13 protein-coding genes are annotated in these 17,546 nt (G+C 62.8%); 7 read left to right on the top strand and 6 right to left on the bottom strand.

Annotated features, from left to right (window positions below; translation table 11 throughout):
- Positions 1-61: 61 nt before the first annotated feature.
- Positions 62-280 carry a hypothetical protein gene (locus JF539_RS14850; RefSeq protein ID WP_207141441.1) on the bottom strand — a complete coding sequence of 73 codons (219 nt, stop codon included), beginning with the start codon at positions 278-280 and terminating at the stop codon, positions 62-64.
- A 233-nt stretch (positions 281-513) separates the two neighbouring features.
- On the opposite strand from JF539_RS14850, the gene JF539_RS14845 reads away from it, so the two are divergent.
- Positions 514-2,328: an aminopeptidase P family protein gene (locus tag JF539_RS14845; protein ID WP_207141440.1), complete on the top strand. Its 1,815-nt coding sequence runs from the start codon at positions 514-516 to the stop codon at positions 2,326-2,328.
- 10 nt (positions 2,329-2,338) lie between these two features.
- Here JF539_RS14845 and JF539_RS14840 read toward each other — a convergent pair whose 3' ends face one another.
- A complete protein-coding gene (locus JF539_RS14840) occupies positions 2,339-3,982 on the bottom strand; it encodes a chloride channel protein (RefSeq protein ID WP_207141439.1) in 1,644 nt (547 codons plus the stop codon).
- A gap of 105 nt (positions 3,983-4,087) precedes the next feature.
- Positions 4,088-4,585, bottom strand: coding sequence for a thioesterase family protein (locus tag JF539_RS14835; RefSeq protein WP_207141438.1), 498 nt, complete (start codon positions 4,583-4,585; stop codon positions 4,088-4,090).
- Positions 4,586-4,705: 120 nt separating this feature from the next.
- Between JF539_RS14835 and JF539_RS14830 the strand changes: the two genes are divergently transcribed.
- Both JF539_RS14830 and JF539_RS14825 read left to right on the top strand, forming a co-directional pair.
- Positions 4,706-6,130, top strand: a complete 1,425-nt coding sequence (locus JF539_RS14830) for an FAD-binding oxidoreductase (protein WP_207141437.1) — start codon at positions 4,706-4,708, stop codon at positions 6,128-6,130.
- 221 nt (positions 6,131-6,351) lie between these two features.
- Positions 6,352-10,191 (top strand): AsmA family protein, encoded by a 3,840-nt coding sequence (locus tag JF539_RS14825; protein ID WP_207141436.1) that lies wholly within the window; start codon positions 6,352-6,354, stop codon positions 10,189-10,191.
- A 135-nt stretch (positions 10,192-10,326) separates the two neighbouring features.
- Here JF539_RS14825 and JF539_RS14820 read toward each other — a convergent pair whose 3' ends face one another.
- From JF539_RS14820 to JF539_RS14810, 3 genes are read right to left on the bottom strand one after another with little or no spacing between them, the layout of a single operon-like run.
- Entirely contained in the window at positions 10,327-10,959 is a 633-nt protein-coding gene (locus JF539_RS14820; protein ID WP_207141435.1) for an HAD family hydrolase, read from the bottom strand.
- Positions 10,956-12,440 carry an FGGY-family carbohydrate kinase gene (locus JF539_RS14815; protein WP_207141434.1) on the bottom strand — a complete coding sequence of 495 codons (1,485 nt, stop codon included), beginning with the start codon at positions 12,438-12,440 and terminating at the stop codon, positions 10,956-10,958. Before JF539_RS14815 ends, JF539_RS14820 begins: the two co-directional genes overlap by 4 nt.
- Positions 12,441-12,457: 17 nt before the next feature.
- Positions 12,458-13,294, bottom strand: coding sequence for a DeoR/GlpR family DNA-binding transcription regulator (locus JF539_RS14810; protein WP_207141433.1), 837 nt, complete (start codon positions 13,292-13,294; stop codon positions 12,458-12,460).
- Positions 13,295-13,432: 138 nt separating this feature from the next.
- Between JF539_RS14810 and JF539_RS14805 the strand changes: the two genes are divergently transcribed.
- From JF539_RS14805 to JF539_RS14790, 4 genes are read left to right on the top strand one after another with little or no spacing between them, the layout of a single operon-like run.
- Positions 13,433-14,233 carry an SDR family NAD(P)-dependent oxidoreductase gene (locus JF539_RS14805; protein WP_207141432.1) on the top strand — a complete coding sequence of 267 codons (801 nt, stop codon included), beginning with the start codon at positions 13,433-13,435 and terminating at the stop codon, positions 14,231-14,233.
- 58 nt (positions 14,234-14,291) lie between these two features.
- A complete protein-coding gene (locus JF539_RS14800) occupies positions 14,292-15,392 on the top strand; it encodes an ABC transporter ATP-binding protein (protein WP_207141431.1) in 1,101 nt (366 codons plus the stop codon).
- A gap of 1 nt (position 15,393) precedes the next feature.
- Entirely contained in the window at positions 15,394-16,194 is an 801-nt protein-coding gene (locus tag JF539_RS14795) for a carbohydrate ABC transporter permease (protein ID WP_207141430.1), read from the top strand.
- 42 nt (positions 16,195-16,236) lie between these two features.
- Positions 16,237-17,508 carry an extracellular solute-binding protein gene (locus tag JF539_RS14790; protein WP_207141429.1) on the top strand — a complete coding sequence of 424 codons (1,272 nt, stop codon included), beginning with the start codon at positions 16,237-16,239 and terminating at the stop codon, positions 17,506-17,508.
- Positions 17,509-17,546 lie beyond the last annotated feature (38 nt).

The raw sequence follows: 17,546 nt of genomic DNA, 5'->3' as shown, positions 1-17,546 counted from the left end.
CGGATTTCCGCCTGAACAGCTTTGGTGATGTGCCACGTGGACTTGAAGGTTTCCCGAGCCCTTAAAAGGCGCTGGTGCTTGCGCCTTCGCGCTCAAGTTCGTTGCGGTCGTAGCCGTGGGCGGCAAGCGTCGCATCGTCGAGCGAAAGCAGGTAACCGTTTACGTAACGGCGGGCCTGGAGCGTACGGGCTTCGATCATTCGGTCGAATGCACGGCGTACGAATGCGCCGCCGGCGCGGGTGGAGGTGGTTGTTGCGATGGTCATCGTGATCAGTCCCATTTGAAGTTCTAGAGCTTCCCTAGGGAAAACATCTTTCTTGTTGTCTTGATCGATATATGCCGATTCACGTCCGGCTTAGGTAGGGCGTCAAACGCATGCCTGCCTTGCGCATTTCGCATATGCGAAAAGAATTGCTGCAATGCAAAAGATCGGAAATCCGTTTCCTTCAAACGATGAGATCTGGAATAATTATCCGTCTTGATCCCCGTGCGCGGTCAAATTACGGTTCGCGCATGTTCCAGACTTTTGACGATCTCAGCGATCCTTCCTGCGGAGCGCCGCATGCCGCGCTTTTGAGGAAAGAACTTGAACGCCGCGGGCTCGACGGCTTTCTGATCCCCCGCGCCGACGCCCATCAGGGTGAATATGTGCCGCCGCACGACTGCCGCCTGCAATGGCTGACCGGTTTTACCGGTTCGGCTGGAACGGCGGCCGTTCTGGGGGAGGAAGCAGCGATTTTTGTCGACGGGCGCTATACCATCCAGGTGCGCGAGCAGGTCGATATGACGGTCTTTCCGGCGCAGCATCTGGTGAACGAGCCCGTGTCGGACTGGCTGGCGGCCCGGCTGAAGCCCGGTCAGAAACTCGGCATCGACGCGATGCTGCATACGGTCCGTGAGGTGCGCCGGCTCAAGACGGTGTGCGAGGAGGCGGGCGCGGAGCTGGTCGCGCTCGAGGACAACCCGGTCGACGCCGTGTGGGAAGACCGTCCGCAACCGCCACTGGGCCAGGTCGCGCTTTATCCGGATGAGCTGGCGGGGAAAGCCGCAAGCGACAAGATCGCCGAAATCCAGGCCGGGCTCTCGGACAAGAAGGCGGACGCCTGCGTGCTCACGCAGCCCGATTCCATCGCCTGGTTGTTCAATATCAGGGGCAACGATGTCAGCCATACGCCGCTGCCGCTGTCCTTCGCGACCGTTCCGGCGGAAGGAAAACCGTCGCTTTACATCGACGGCCGAAAACTGTCCAACTCCGTTCGCGACGTTCTGTCGGGGCTTACAGAACTTGGCGAGCCTGGGGCGTTCAAGGGGGGGCTGGAAACCCTCGGCAAGGCCGGTGCCCGGGTGCTGATCGATCCCGCCCTGGCCGGGATCGGCATCGCCGACGCCATAACCGGGGCAGGCGGGACGCTGATCGAGGCACAGGACCCGGTCCTGCTGCCGAAAGCGGTCAAAAATCCGGTGGAGCTGAAAGGTGCGCGGGCGGCCCATCTGCGCGATGCGGCGGCATACGTGAATTTCCTTTGCTGGTTCGACGAAGAAGCGCCGAAAGGCGAGCTCGACGAAATCGGCGCGGCTGTCCGGCTGGAGGAGTTCCGGCAGGCCACCGGCGTCCTGAAGGACATCTCCTTCGAAACGATCTCCGGCGCGGGACCCAACGGGGCGATCTGCCACTACCGTGTGAGCTGGAAAAGCAACCTGAAAATCCCGCTCGGAAAACCCTATCTGATCGATTCCGGCGCCCAGTACGACGATGGCACGACCGACATCACGCGCACGCTTGCCGTGGGCGAAATGAGCGCGGAGATGAAACGGCACTACACGCTGGTGCTCAAAGGTCATATCGCGATTTCGACGGCTAAGTTCCCGGAAGGCACGACGGGGGCGCAACTGGATACGCTCGCGCGTATCGATCTCTGGAAGGCGGGGCTCGATTTCGACCACGGCACCGGACACGGTGTCGGTGCCTATCTGAGTGTGCACGAAGGCCCGCAGCGCATCGCCAAGACAGGCACGGTGCCGTTGAAGCCCGGCATGATCCTGTCAAATGAACCGGGTTATTATCCAGCCGGCGAATACGGCATCCGGCTGGAGAACCTGGAAATCGTCACCGAGGCGCGGGAGATTGAAGGAGGGGAGCGGCCGATGCTCGGCTTCGAGACGATCACGCTGGTGCCCTTCGATCTGCGTCTTGTTGAGGTCGCGCTGCTGACGCAGTCCGAACGGGACTGGCTAAACCGCTACCATGAGAGAGTGCGCTGGGAGGTCGGGCCGCTGGTCGGCGCGCGGGAGAGGATCTGGCTGGAACACGCGACAAGGGCGGTTTGAGGCAAGCGCCTTACCTGTGCTCTTCCCGGGTCGCGGTGATGAGAGCGGCGTTGAAATAGCGCAACCCCCGCACATGGCGGGCGATGCCGACGATACGGGTGGCGTCGCCCTTGCGAACCACGGGCAGGCTGGCCTTGCCGCAGCTATCGAAGCTCTTCAGCGCGCTCTCCAGGCTGTCGGTCTCGTGAAGGTAGGGACCGTCTTCCCCAGGATTGAAAACACGCTCCTCTTCGGCTTCCGGAGGCGGGTCCATGAAGTCGCTCACCTTGACGGTTTCGCTCAAGAACCGGTGCACGCCTTCGTTCACGAAGCACCCCCGCATGCCGAGCTGCCAGTGGAAATAGGATTTGCCGTGGACGGCCTGGGTGAGGCCGGTCGCGATCGACACGGCAAGCAGGAGCGCGATGGACAGCGCGTAGCCGCCGGTCAGTTCGAAGACGATCACGGTTGTCGAAACCGGCGCCCCCAGAACGGCGGCTGCGACGGCGCCCATGCCGAGAATGGCGTAGAGCCCGTGCGAGGACGCCATCTCCGGAAAGGCGGAAGCCGCGATCAGACCGAAAGCCCCGCCCGTCATCGCGCCGAGATAGAGCGACGGCGAGAAAATGCCGCCGCCAAAACGCGAGGCGAGAGTGATCGCGGTCGCCGCGGTCTTGACCACCAGCAGGGTCAGGAGGGTCGAGATTGGCAGGGCATGTTTGAGCGCAAGATCGGTTGCCTCGTAGCCGACGCCCAGAATGCCGGGGAAGAAGATGCCGAGCGCGCCGACGGCCAGTCCGCCGAGAACGGGGCGAAGCCACAGCGGCATGGAGATATTGCGGGCTGTCCAGTCGGTCCCGATCAGCGCGAATTGAAAGATGATCGCCACGGCGGCGCACGTCAGGCCGAGCAGCGCGAACGCGGGGATCTCGAGATAGGAGGTGATTTCGTACTGCGGGATTTCAAACGCCGCGACATCGCCGAACCAGATGCGCGAGATGAGCCCGCCCATCACGGAGGCCAGGACAATGGGCACGAAGGCGGAGACGGCGTAATGGCCGAGCACCACTTCGTGGGCAAAGAGAACGCCCGCGATCGGGGCGTTGAACGAGGCGGAGACGCCGCTCGCAACGGCGCAGGCCAAAAGGATGCGCCGGGCGGAATCCGGCAGTTTGAAATATTCGCAAACCGCGGTTCCAAGCGTTGCGCCGAGATGGACCACTGGACCTTCGCGACCGGCACTTGCGCCTCCTCCCAGCGAAATGACCGTCACCAGCGCGGACCACAGGCCTGCTCCGAGCGGAAGCCCGCGCCCGCCATGGGCGCGGGCTTCGATCACATCGGCGACACCGCCCGCGCGTTGATAGGGGTGAAACTTGTGAAGGATCCAGCCGACCAGCAAGCCGGCGACCGCAGGTGCGAGCAGAATGACCCACCAGGGTTGTCGGGCCGCCGCCTGCATGGTGAGTTCGCTCGCTGTCTGGAGCCAGGGCAGCTGGACCAGTCCAATGGCCGTGCGGAACGCAATCGCGGCCAGAGCGACGAGGGCGCCGACGAGCACGGCAAGAAACCAGACCCAATGGAGCCGGTTCGACCGGAACTGCCGCAAATTGGGGGTTATCCAGCTGATCAGGATTTCAGGGAGTTGACCGGCTGTTTCAAAAATTTTGCGCATCGAACGGATTTGCCGAAATCATTCTGGACTGAACTCTTGCACACATTGTGCCCGAGTCGGCGCGAATGAACAGCTTTTAAGGCCGAATTGCCAGCTCAATCGGGTTCAGGCCGGCTTTTTCCGGATCTCGATCTTCCGTCCGGCCCGCTCCGGGCGGGGAAGGGAGGATTGGGCCTTGAAGAGCGCGGTCAGGTTGGAGAGGATATCCTCCGGCCAGGGGCAGACCTTGCGCGCGCCCATGTCGACATGAAGGCTCAACTGCTCGGAGGTCGCCGAGAGCCAGCCTTCCTCCGCATGATGCAGTTCCTGGTAAAAATGCGCGCGTTTGGCGTCGAAATCGACAAGCTGAACGGTTCCGGTGACCGGCATACCGGAGCCCAGTTCACGCAGGTAACAGACATGGGCCTCGGCCGTGAAATAAGAGGCGTTTCTGGTCTTCAGATAGTCGGCGCCGAGCCTGAGGCGCTCCAGGGCTTCATCGAGGGCGGTGTCGAACAGAACATTGTAATAGGCCATGTTCAAATGGCCGTTATAGTCGAGCCAGTCTTCCTTGACCGTCATGACCTTGCTTTGAAGCGGGGTCGCGTCGAAGGATGCCGTCATCCGGTTTCTCCCGTGTCAATTGGTGCGTCGTATCGGATTTGACTTTGAACGTCAGCCCCGGCACTAACATATTCAAAATATTCACCGCACGGCAAAGCCGTGCGACGAGAGGAAAGTAACATGCCGGATCTGGCAAGCACGATGGATCAGCTGAAAGCAAGCAACCAGAACAGCGATATCGACGCTGTTGTCTCAAAACTGAGGGAACGGTTTCAGGACCGCTTTTCCACCTCCATGGCGTTGCGCGAGCAGCACGGCCACACCACGACCTGGCTGAAGAACCAGCCGCCGGACGGGGTTGTCTTCGCCGAAAGCACCGAGGATGTCGCGGAGGTGGTCCGTCTTTGCGCCGAACACAAGGTTCCGGTCATCGCCTTCGGCACGGGGTCTTCCCTGGAAGGCCATCTCAACGCGCCCTTGGGCGGCATATCGATCGATCTGTCGCGGATGAACCGCGTGCTGGAAGTCAATGCGGAGGATCTCGACTGCCGCGTGGAAGCGGGTGTGACGCGCAAGGACCTCAACAGTTATATCCGCGACACAGGACTGTTCTTTCCCATCGATCCGGGGGCCAACGCCAGCATCGGCGGGATGGCGGCGACCCGGGCATCGGGTACCAACGCGGTGCGTTACGGCACCATGAAGGATGTGGTTCTCGGTCTCACCGTTGTCACACCTCAGGGCAAGGTCGTCAGGACCGGCGGCCGCGCCAAGAAATCCTCCGCCGGTTACGATCTGACCCGGCTCTACATCGGTTCGGAGGGGACGCTTGGCATCATCACCGAGCTGACGTTGCGCCTGAGCGGTCAGCCGGAAGCGATTTCCGGTGGCGTCTGCCCCTTTCCGGACGTGCAGTCGGCCTGCAACGCGGTGATCGCCACCATCCAGATGGGTATTCCGGTTGCCCGGATCGAACTGCTGGACGAAATGCAGGTGAGGGCGTGCAACGCCTATTCGAAGATGGACCTTGCGGAAACGCCTACACTCTTTCTCGAGTTTCACGGCTCCGAGGCAGGCGTGCGCGAACAGTCGGAAACCTTTTCGGCGATCGCCGAGGACCTCGGCGGTGGACCGTTCAAATGGGCGACGGCGGCAGAGGAACGCACCAGGCTCTGGTCCGCGCGCCACGATGCCTATTGGGCGGGCAAGGGCCTGAAACCGGACGCCGACATCATGGTGACGGATGTCTGCGTACCGATTTCCCGCCTTGCCGAGTGTGTCACGTCGACGGCGGAAGACATTCGCGAAAACGGTTTTCTGGCCCCCATCGTCGGGCATGTCGGCGACGGAAACTTCCATGTCCAGATCCTGGTCGACCTGTCAAACGAAGAGGAAGTCCGCAAAACGGAAGCCTTTGTCGAACGTCTGGCGATCCGGGCGATCGAGGTGGGGGGAACCTGTACCGGAGAGCATGGCGTGGGCCAGGGCAAGGCGAAATATCTGCGTCGCGAGCATGGCGATGCGCTCGACGTCATGCAGGCGGTCAAACAGGCCATGGATCCCGATAATATTATGAATCCCGGCAAGATCCTGCCGCAGTCATGAGGCAGTCATGATAGTGTGCGGAATCAGTTGAAGAAGCCGTGCCGGCGGTAGCCTGGGCCGCATTCGAGCGTGTGGCCTCGGCGGGGCCGGAAAGGCTTCGCCGGCGTGTTCGCACCGCTGCGAAGCCGGTCTGTATCCGTCGGGCCGGTTTCCCGGTGAATCTGACAAGCCGGTGATTTTGAAGAGCAAGGAGACAGGGTCTGAACAACGTTTACATCACGTTGGGCATTACCGTTATTCTGGTGCTGGTTGCCGCACTGGTCGGGCCGTTCTTTATTGACTGGACGGTATACAGATCCACGTTCGAAAGCTACGCGGAACGGGTGCTCGGGCACGATGTGACGGTTCTGGGCGAGGCGGATCTGCGCCTTCTGCCCGCGCCTTCCATCAGTTTTTCCGATGTCCGGGTCGGGCCCGCCGAAGACCCGCTACTGGTGGTCTCCCAGTTCAGGATGCGGATCGAGTTGCCGCCGCTCCTGAAGGGCGAGATCCGCGTGCTGGACATGGAACTGGACCGGCCGCACCTGACCCTGTCGCTCGATGAAGACGGCCGCCTCGACTGGCTGACGGCCATGACGCCGGGCGGTGCCCTGGCCAGGATCGATCCTGAGGACGTGGCCTTTGAAAGGATTGAGATCCGCGACGGGGCGCTGTCGATCATCGATGCCCGAACCGGTGACATCCACCGGATCGACGAGGGCAATCTTTCCGTTTCCGCGCGCTCGCTGGAAGGACCCTACAAGGCGGCGGGCCGGCTGACCCTCAACGATGCACCCTACAACATCAGCCTTGCCACGGGCCGGGCGCAGGAGGGAAGCGGACTGCGGGTCAAGGGTGAGGTAACGCCGACCGATCTGCCGGTCAACTTCGCTTTCGACGGCATGCTGAACCAGTCGGACGCGGCTCCGGAATTTCAGGGCGAATTCAACATCGCCTCGATCGCTCTTGAGGACAACGATCAAACCGCCTGGACGGCACAAGGCGGATTTTCCGCCGGAATTGCCGAGGTCGCCGTGCCCGATTTCGAATTTCGTTACGGACCTGACGACCGCCGCTTCAGTCTGACGGGAAGCGCGGACCTTGTCTATGCAGGCGAAAAACGGTTCGAGATCCGGGCGAAGTCGAAACAGATCGATCTGGACCGGCTCCTGGGCGGAGGACCTCAGGATCCCGTTGACGTCAACAAGGCGGGCGACCGCCTGATTGCGGCATTGAGGGCGGTTCCGCTGCCTCCGGTCGAAGGAGCGGTTTCGCTGGATGTACCGGCTCTGGTCGCCGGTGGCGGGATCATCCAGAATGTCCGGCTCGATCTTGAAACAATCCTTGGTGGCTGGCGCATCGCGCGGCTTGCCGGACGGCTGCCGGGACGGACGACGGTCGCGACCCAGGGCGATCTAAGCCTCGATCCGGCTCTGACCTACCGGGGGGCGGTTTCCGTGAGTTCGGAACAACCCGGGGCTCTCATGAGCTGGTGGCAACGGAAGGATACGGGTGTTTCGGCAATCGATCCGGTCGCGCTCGAAGGTCGCCTGAATGTGGTTCCTGACGGCGCCGCTCTGGACAATCTTCGCCTGACCCTTGCCGGCGCGCAGGCCCGGGGCGGGTTGTCCTACCGGAAGCCGCGGTCCGGAAATGCCGAATTCACGCTCTCTCTGGATGCCGACCGGCTGGATCTGGATCAGATCGAAGGCCTTGCGGCGCTGGTCCGGCCGGAAAGCGGCCCGGACACCGCCGGAGACCCGAAGGGCGTCGATGTCTCGGTTCGCATCAGGGCCAAGACGGTATCGGCGCGCGGAGTCGACGGAGAGGGACTTGCGCTCGAAGCGGATTATTCCGACGGCGGGGTCAGGATCGACCGGCTCTTTGCCCAGGACCTTGCGGGTGCGCGGCTCGATGTATCCGGGGAAATCAAGAGCCTGTTTTCCGCGCCGCAAGGGGTGGTCACCGGAACCCTCGATGCCCGGGACCTGTCGGGCGTTGTCGCCCTGGCGGCCGGGCTGTTTCCGGAAACCGCGTTCCTGGACCGGCTGGAAAGGGCGGCGGGAAGCCTTGTGCCGGCCAGGTTCGATGCGGAACTGAGAGCCGCCGCCCTTGGCGAGGGTACGGATATGACGCTCACCCTTGCCGGAAACGCGGGCGGAGCCGATGCCGCCGTCAACGCGGAACTGGAAGGCCGCGTCGACCGCTGGCAGGCAGCCGCGGTGGATCTCGGCCTTTCTCTTGAAGGTCCGGACGGCGCGAAACTGCTGCAACAGCTCGGGTTCGACGTTCTCCCGGTCGATGCCGGTGGCGGCGGCAGCCTGTCCTTTCATGCCGCGGGAGTGCCCGCCGACGGTCTGGCGGTGACCCTTGCGGCCGAGGTCGGCGGGTCCAAGCTGGCGGGCGAGGGGGAACTCGTCCTGAAGAAGGATACCGACCCCGATTACCGTTTTGAATTCACGGGTTCGACCGGCGACCTGGGCCCACTCGCCCTGATGGCGGGCCGGGTTCTGCCCGTCATGACCGGATCCATTCCTGCGGAAATCGCCGTCGCCGTGGAAGGCACCGGCAGCGAAATTGCCATCACCTCGGCGGAAGGCACGATCGACGGCACGCGTTTCGAAGGTCATCTGGAGGGCGATCTCGAACCGGCGCCGGGAGAACGCAACCGCCGGTTCTCGGGGGCGCTCACTGTGTCCCAGGCCGATCTGCGCAACCTGACGGAGCTGATCCTCGGTCCGGACCAGTGGTATTCCGCAGGAGACGGCTCCAGCATCTGGCCGGTTGCCACATTCGGCGCACCGCTTCTGGGCGGTCTGGACCTGTCGCTGGCCTTTGAAGCCGGCCGGCTCATGGTGGACGAGACCACGGAGATCGCCAACCCGCGCGCGGATTTGCGGCTGACGCCCGTCATGCTCCGGCTTGACGGGCTTTCGGGGGCGTTTGCCGGGGGCGGTCTGGAAGGAAGCCTTTCCCTGCGCAGGACCGAAGCCGAAGCCGCCTTGTCCGGCCGGGTCAAACTGGACAAGGCCGACCTCCGGCAAGTGATCTGGCGCCCTGACAACCGGGCCGTGGCGTCCGGGTCACTCGACCTTTTTCTCGAGTTCGAAGGAGCGGGCCGCTCGATTTCGGCGATCGTTGCCGGTCTGAACGGCGGCGGCACCTTCAAGATGGAAGAAGGCGATTTCCGCGGGCTTAATCCTCAGGCCTTTCCCCTCGTTACCCGTGCGGTCGACGCGGGGCTCGATCTGCGCGACGAAAAGATCCGGGAAGTCTTTGTCAGCCACATGGCGGCGGGCAGCCTGCCTTTCAAACGGGTGGACGGCACTCTGACCCTGGTGGGCGGACGTCTGAGCGCCCGAAACGTGGTTGTCGATTCGGAAAAAGCGGAGATTTTCGGGTCGGCGGAAGTCGATTTGTCCAAGCTCGGTCTCGATGCGGATTTCTCCCTGAAGGTTGACCCCGGCGAAGACGCGGTGACCGGCGCGGAACCGCAGGTCGGGCTGTTGTTCGAGGGACCGGTCGACGGTCCGGAACGACGGGTCGACATCGCACCCTTTACTGCCTATCTCACGCTGCGCGCGTTCGAGCAGGAAGTCGAACGGGTCGAAAAGCTGCAGGCGGAAATCCTGGAGCGAGACCGGCTGCTGCGTGAGCTGAAATTCCAGCGAGAGGCGCAGGCCCGGCGGCAACGGCTCGCGGCGGAGGCGGCGCAGCGCGCGGAGGAAGAGCGCTTGCGGCTGGAGCTTGAGGAGACCGCTCCCCAAGAGGCAGAGCCTGAAGACCTGGAGAATTCGGCGCTTCCGTCGCCGGACGCATCCGCGCCGGACGTGCCCGGGTCCGGCTCGGCCGATCCGCTCCGGCAGGGCGTCGTCACGCCTTCCGGGGCTCCGGCTCCCTTCGCCGAGCGCATTCGGGCTGTTCTGGAGCCTTCCGGTCTCGGCAACGTGTCACCGCCTCCGGGCGGAGCGCCGGCCGCCAAGCCGGCGGGCAGTCTGCCGCCGCTCGAACCGCCGGTTTCGATCGATGACCTGATCACGCAGGAAACGGAAGGTCCTCTGGTGCTTCCCGGTGTGCAATAAAGAGAAATCGCAGGCTATGGACCGGAGCGATCCTCCGGTCTGACGTCTATCTGCCGTCAAGCGCTTTGACGCGAATGTCCGGATCAAGGCGGCCCCGGCGGTCTGGTTCCGCGTTTCACAAACCGCCGCCGTCGCTCAACGGGCCAGAAGCCCGGGGATTTCGGAGAGGCTTACCGGACAAAAGTGCGCGCGCGCCGAACTGTCCGTCGGATTGCCTCCCAACAGGGCGACCTTCAGACCCGCGGCGAGGGCCGATCGCATCCCCGTTTCGCTGTCTTCGACCGCCAGAACATTCTGCGGCGGCAGCTCCAGGGCCTCCGCCGCCATCCGGTATGGCGCGGGATCGGGTTTGCCGGCGGGCACATCGTCGAGGCTGATCGATCCCAACATGATATCCGCAATGCCGAGGCTCGCCAGGTTCACATCGACGACAGCACGGTCGGAATTTGAAACGCAGATCTGTCTGACGCCGGCCTCGGCAAGGGCTTTGACCGTTTCGACGGCTCCCCGGATCGGGACGAGGCTGTCGCTGTGCCTGGCGTAGAAGGCGCGGATTTGTTCGTGCCACTGCCGTTCCTCGACGGCGACGGGAAACCGCGGCTGCAAACGCTCCCAGACATGGCCGATGTGAACGCCGACGAAACTCTGGTCCTGCGGATCGATTTCCAGGCCATAGGCAGCGCAGACCGCGACGAGCGCACGATGATGCAGGGGCTCGCTGTCGACAAGCGTTCCGTCAATGTCCCAGGCGATCGCACGCAGGGTCATGAAGAGCTTCCTTCCAGGCGTTCATAGAGATTTCTGAACTGGGCGTAGCCAGCGTCATAGACTTGGCGGTTCTCCGGATTCGGTGTGATCAGGGCATCGCGCTTCGTCAGTGCGGCGATGCCGGTCCAGTCCGCGGAACCGCATCCCACCGCCGCGACCCAGGCCGCTCCGAGACAGGAACCCGGATGGCCGCCGAGCCGCTGCAGGGGAACGCCGAGAACATCCGCGACGATCCCCATCCAGACATTGCTGTTCGCTCCACCGTCCGAAACGAAGAAGCGCGTGGTCTCGTACCCAATCTCGTTGAAGGTCTCGATGTGATGGCGGATCGCGTAGGCGTAGGATTCGAGCACGGACCGCCAGATATGTCCCAGGTCGTGCGACAGGGTCAGGCCGTTCAGTGCACCGCGCGCCGAGGGGTCGTGCAGCGGGGTTTTCTCGCCGAGCAGATAAGGCAGGAACGTCAAGCCCATCGCGCCGGCCGGGCGGTCCGCGGCCAGCGCATCGAGTGCGGCGTGACGCGAGCCGTCAAGTGGCGTTGTCCCGCTGGCGAAGGTCTCCACGAACCAGTTGAGCACGGAACCGCCGGTGGACATGCAACCGTTGGGCATCCAGAGGCCGGGCACGAGATGATAGTCCAGAAACAGGCGTCCGTCCGGAATTGCCTTGTCGGTCGCGGTCAGGATGTCCACCGCGCCCCCGAACTTCAGCAGCACATCGCCATTCGAGACCACGCCGGCGCCGAGACAGGAGGCGATCATGTCCGCCGCACCGCCCACGACCGGGATCCCCGTGGCAAGTCCCGTTTCAGCGGCTGCCTCTTCGGTCACGTGGCCCATGACCGCGGAGGAGGGGGCAAGGGGCGGCAGCAAGGCCGGGTCGATCCCCGTCAGAGCAGCCTGTTCGAGGTCGATCTCGTTGGTCGCGACATTCACGATCCCTGCCTCGAGAGCCCAGTTCTGCTCGACACGGGCAACGCCGGTCAGACGGAAGTTGATGTAGTCGTATGAGCCCAGCAGGGCCCTGGCTTCACGAACCACCTCGGGTTCGTGGCGTTTCAGCCAGCGCATTTTCGCTCCGACGAGCTGCTGGTTTACGCCATTGCCGGCGGCAGCCAGAAAGGCGGTCTCATCGATCTCGCCACGCATCTCGTCCACTTCCGCTCCGGCGCGGCCGTCGCTTTGCTGGATCGAATACCTCAGCGGATTGCCTTGCGAATCCAGCAGGATGGTCGCGGGCAGCATGCCCGCGACGCCGATCCCCGCGATCTCGGAGGCTTGGCGGCCGGATTTTTCCAGAAGTTCGGGAACGATCGCGCAACAATTGGCCCACCATTGTGCCGGATCCTCCTCGGCCCAGCCTGGATGGACCGAGTGCAGCGTGACCGGGCGCGACACCTTGGCCAGAATCCGGTCCGGAAGCTCGATGAGCAGGCCAATCGTCGAAGTCGTCCCGATGTCGAGACCAAGAAAAAGTGACATGTGAAACCTCGGGAAAGTCAGGCGACAAGGATCGAGACGTTTGCTTCTTCCAGTGCCTGAGCCAGCTCCGGCGGCGGAGCGGCGTCGGAGACCATGATCGAGATCTGCGACAGATCCGCGACCCGTACGGTGGAGATGCGGCGGAACTTCGAACTATCGATCATCAGGATACGGCGGGAGGAGCGTTGAATGTATACCGATTTCATCGCGGCTTCCTCGGGTGAATAGTCGAACACCCCGTCGGGGGTCAGGCCCGAGGCACCGATCAGCGCCGTGTCGAAATAGTATCGGGAGAAGTCTTCAACGGCGCCCTGGCCGGTGACCGACATCTCCCCCGGCTGGATCAGCCCGCCGGGAACATAAGTCTGGATCGATGCCGCAGCCGTCAGTTGGGCGACCCGCAGGCTGTTGGTGAAAATCCGCAAACCCGGCGCCGGGTCCGAAGCGGCCAGGGCGCGCGCTCCCGCCAGCACGGTTGTCCCCAGATCGAAAGCCAGGGTCTGCTGGCCGGCGACCAGAGCCAGGGCGGCCTCGGCAATCCTGGATTTCGCATCGCTGTTCAGGCGGCGGCGGGCCTCGAACAGTGGTTCCACGTCGTCAATCACCGTCAGGGGACCGTGCTGGAGGCTGACGGCGCCGCCATGCACTCTTTCAAGCAGCCCCTGTGCTTCCAGTTCCGCCAAGTCGCGGCGGACTGTCATGTCCGAAACCTGAAATTCCTCCGCGATTTCGGTGACCGAGACCGATCCACCCTGATTGAGGCGGTCGAGGATCGCTGCCAGACGTGCCTGGGCAGGGGTGCGGCCGCGTTTGGCCAGCTTCTCTTGCGTCGGATAGATCGAACTGTCTGTCATTTCCACGATCTCTGCATAAAACCATAAAGTAATCAAATCAGAACATAAGCGACATTTCAATCGAACAAAAATAAACATTTTTCTTGTCAGTAATGTGAATCTGTGTTTGCTTTTGATCACTCACTGGAGCAATGAAACATGAATGAACACGAATTGGCCCTTCAGACGCATCCGGGGCTTAAGGGGAAATCAGCATTCGTGACCGGTGCCGCGGGCGGTATCGGCTTGGCCATTGCACGAGCACTGGCCGCCCAAGGTGTTTCCGTCACGATCGCGGACCTCGATCTCGACGCGGCGAAGGCCGCGGCTGATGCGCTCGGTGCAGGACATCATGCCGTGAAGATCGACGTCAGCGACCGGGCCTCGGTTGAGGCGGCGTTTTCAGCCGCGCTCGAGGCGGCCGGGGTTGTCGACATCTGTATTGCCAACGCCGGTGTCTCCAGCATGCGGCGTGCCGTGGACCTGACCGATCGCGATTGGGACTTCAACATGGATGTGAACGCGCGCGGCGTGTTCCTGACCAACCAGATCGCGGCCCGCCATTTTCTGGCGCAGGGGCACGGGACCATCGTCAACACCGCTTCGCTGGCGGCCAAGGTCGGCGCGCCGTTGCTTGCGCATTATTCGGCCAGCAAATTCGCCGTGGTCGGCTGGACGCAGGGGCTTGCAAGGGAGCTTGCGCCTTCCGGAATTCGCGTGAACGCCGTTTGCCCCGGCTTCGTGCGCACGTCGATGCAGGAGCGCGAGATCGCGTGGGAGGCGGAACTGCGCTCCATGACGCCCGAAGAGGTGCAGCAGGACTATATCTCGCAAACGCCGCTCGGCCGGATCGAAACCCCGGAAGACGTTGCCGGCGTCGCCGTGTTCCTGTGTTCGGACGCGGCACGTTTCATGACGGGGCAGGCAATCAACGTGACGGGCGGCGTCTACATGACCTGACGCGGCATCCGCTGAACTTTTCATCCAGTCTTCTCTCCCAATCCGACGGAATACGTACGTGTCAGAGATCAAGCTCAACAAGGTCAGCCGGGATTACGGCCTCGGCAACTTCGGTGTGAGGGATGTCTCTCTCGAAATCGAGGAGGGGGAGTTCATGGTGCTCCTCGGGCCGTCGGGTTGTGGCAAGTCCACCACGTTGAGAATGATTGCGGGTCTGGAGGAAACGACGGACGGCCAGATCAGCATCTCCGGGCGGGACGTGACGCGCCTGGCGCCGCGCCACCGCAACGTGGCGGTGGTGTTTCAATCCTACGCGCTCTATCCGCACATGAGTGTGCGCGAGAACATGCGGTTTGGCATGAAGATGCGTAAGACACCTGCGGACGAACAGAAGCGCCGGATCGCGCAGGCGGCCTCCGTTCTGGGCCTTGAACCCTATCTGGACCGCAAGCCATCGGCCCTTTCGGGAGGGCAAAGGCAACGCGTGGCGCTCGGACGGGCCATCGTGCGCGAGCCCGACGTTTTTCTGATGGATGAACCGCTGTCGAACCTCGACGCGAAACTGCGTGGCGAAATGCGGCAGGAGCTGGTGAAGCTGCATCGCCGCGTCGGGAAGACCACAGTTTTCGTCACCCACGATCACGTCGAGGCAATGACGATGGGCGATCGCATCTGCATCATGCGCAACGGCAGTATCGAGCAGGTCGGCGCGCCACTCGAGGTGTACGCGAAGCCGCGCAACACCTTTGTGGCGCAGTTCCTTGCCGCTCCCGCGATGAACCTGATCGAGGCGCGTTTGAGCGCGGAAGGGGAGGTAGTGACACTCGATGCCGGCCCCGTGGCCGGGCCTTTGCCGGAGCGCGAGGCCGCGCTTTATCGCGCGTCAGTCGGGCAGGGGCTGCTGTTCGGGTTGCGGGCTGAAGACATTCTGACCCGGCCCAAGCCCGGAGCGCAGGCCTTTGAGGGCATCGTGACGGTGCTTGAGGCGTTGGGTCCGGAAAACCTGATCGTGGTCGAGGCCGGGGAGCAGTCCGTATCGGTTCGCGCCGACCGCCATTTCCTGCCGAGGATCGGCGAGAAAATTACTCTTTATGCGGATCTGGCCCACATGCACCTGTTCGACGCCTCCAGCGGCGACGCGATCGCACGGGAGACGTGAGATGGGCCGGCGGATCCTTTCGCATATCGGGCTGATCCTGGCCGTCACGATCGTGCTCTTTCCGATCTTGTGGGTCTTGCGCACATCGCTGGTTCCGGCGCAGGACAGCTACAGCTCGGCAATCCTGCCGTCGGTGACCCTCGACAATTACCGGGCGTTGTTCGCCGAAAAGAATTTCGGACGCAACTACATGAATTCGCTGATCGTGGCGAGCCTGTCGGTGATCGTGACCATGCCGCTCGCCGCGATGACCGGCTATGCCTTTGCGCGGTTTCGCACCGGCGGCAGGTTCGCGCGTTTCGCGACGCTCGCCAGCCAGATGCTTCCGCCCGTGGCACTGGCGCTGCCGACCTTCATGTTGTTTCGAAACGTCGGCCTGACCAATTCGCTGACCGGCCTGACGATTGTCTACGCGGCAATCAACCTGCCGTTCCTGACCTGGATCCTGATGGGTTTCTTCGAGGCGATCCCCGAGGACCTCGAGGGCGCGGCCATGACAGACGGCGCGACCCGCTGGGGTGCCTTCTGGCGCGTGGTGCTCCCGGTTGCGGCGCCCGGCATCATGGCGGCGGCGGTGCTCGGTTTCATCCTTTCCTGGAACGAGTTTCTGTTCGCCCTGATCCTGGGAGGGTCGAACACGGCGACGGTTCCGGTCGCGCTTGCAAGTCTTCAGACCTCCAACGGCGTGCAGATCTCCAATGTCGCCGCGGGCGTTTCGCTCGCCATTCTGCCGCTGATGGTCGCCGCCAAGTTCATTCAGAAATACCTGGTCGAGGGGCTCTCCTTCGGATCGGTGAAATAACAACAAGAAGAGCAGTCAAACCTTACAGATGAGGATATTGAAATGAAAAAGACCTGTTTCCCGCTGACACTTGGACTTGCGGCTTCCCTTTTCGGCGGTACCGCTCTGGCTGACGGCGTCACGCTGAAAGCGCTCATGGAAGACGTTCCGGAAACGGCGATCATCGAGAAGATGCTTCCCGAATTCGAAGAAAAGACCGGCATCAAGGTCGAGTTCGAAAAGGTCGGCTACGGCGACATGCACGACAAGCTGGTGGCGCAACTTGTCAGCGGAGAAAGTGATTACAATCTGCTTGAGGTGGATTTCCTCTGGGCGGGCGAATTCCCGGCTGCCGGCTGGCTGGAAGACCTCAAGCCCTATGCCGAAGAATCCGGCTTCGACATGTCGGCCTTCATTCCCTCGACGATGGATCTTCTGGGCAACACCCAGGAATCAATGCCCCTCGTGCCGATGTACAATTATTCGATGGGCCTGATCTACCGCACCGACCTGCTCAATGACGCGGATCTCAAGGCGGCCTATAAATCGGAGACCGGCCAGGAGCTGAAGGCGCCCGGGACGCTCGAGGAATATGTCGAGATCGCCAAGTTCATGAAGGCGCACGGCAAGGTCAACGGCGCCGCGATGCAGGGTCAGAAGGGTGACCCGAACGCGATGGAATTCTCCAACTACCTGTTTTCCGCGGGCGGCGAATATCTCGATGCCGACGGCAACGTCGTTTTGGCGGGCGAGGCGGGCGAGACCGCGCTTTCCCTCTACAAGGACGCGATCAACAACGCCGCGCAGACCGGGGCTCTTTCGGCCACGCTCGATGACACGATGCGGCTGATGTGCTCGGGCGAAGCGTTCTCGATGGTCACCTACTGGTGGATGCTGCCGCAGATCGACAATGCCGAAACCTGTCCGGATGTCGCAGGCAAGGTGGCGCTGTCGGTCATGCCGGGCGGCCACGGCGAAAGCGGCGGCTGGGGCTGGGGCATCGCCAAGAACGTTCCGCAGGAAGAAAAGGATGCCGCCTGGAAGTTCATCACCTGGGTTCAGAGCAAGGACGTCGCCGTAGCTCGTGCAATGGAGGGTCACGCGCCGGTGCAGGCCGAGGTCTACACCAACCCGGATGTCCTGGCGAAATACCCGTTCTACAAGGACGCCATGGCTGTGGTCGAAAGCGGGAAATCCTTCCCGATCTTCACCTATTCGGCGCAGTACGAAGACACTCTTGGCACCCAGGTCTCGCTCGCAGCCAGCGGCGATGCGACCGTCTCCGACGCGCTCGAAGCTGCCTCTTCAGGCCTTACCGACCTGATGAACAAGTAACGCAAATCGCGGAGGCGGGCGGGATACGTCCCGCTCGC

This window comes from Roseibium aggregatum (assembly GCF_017309185.1).
Lineage (GTDB): Bacteria > Pseudomonadota > Alphaproteobacteria > Rhizobiales > Stappiaceae > Roseibium > Roseibium aggregatum_B.
This window is presented reverse-complemented; position numbering and strand designations above follow the sequence as displayed.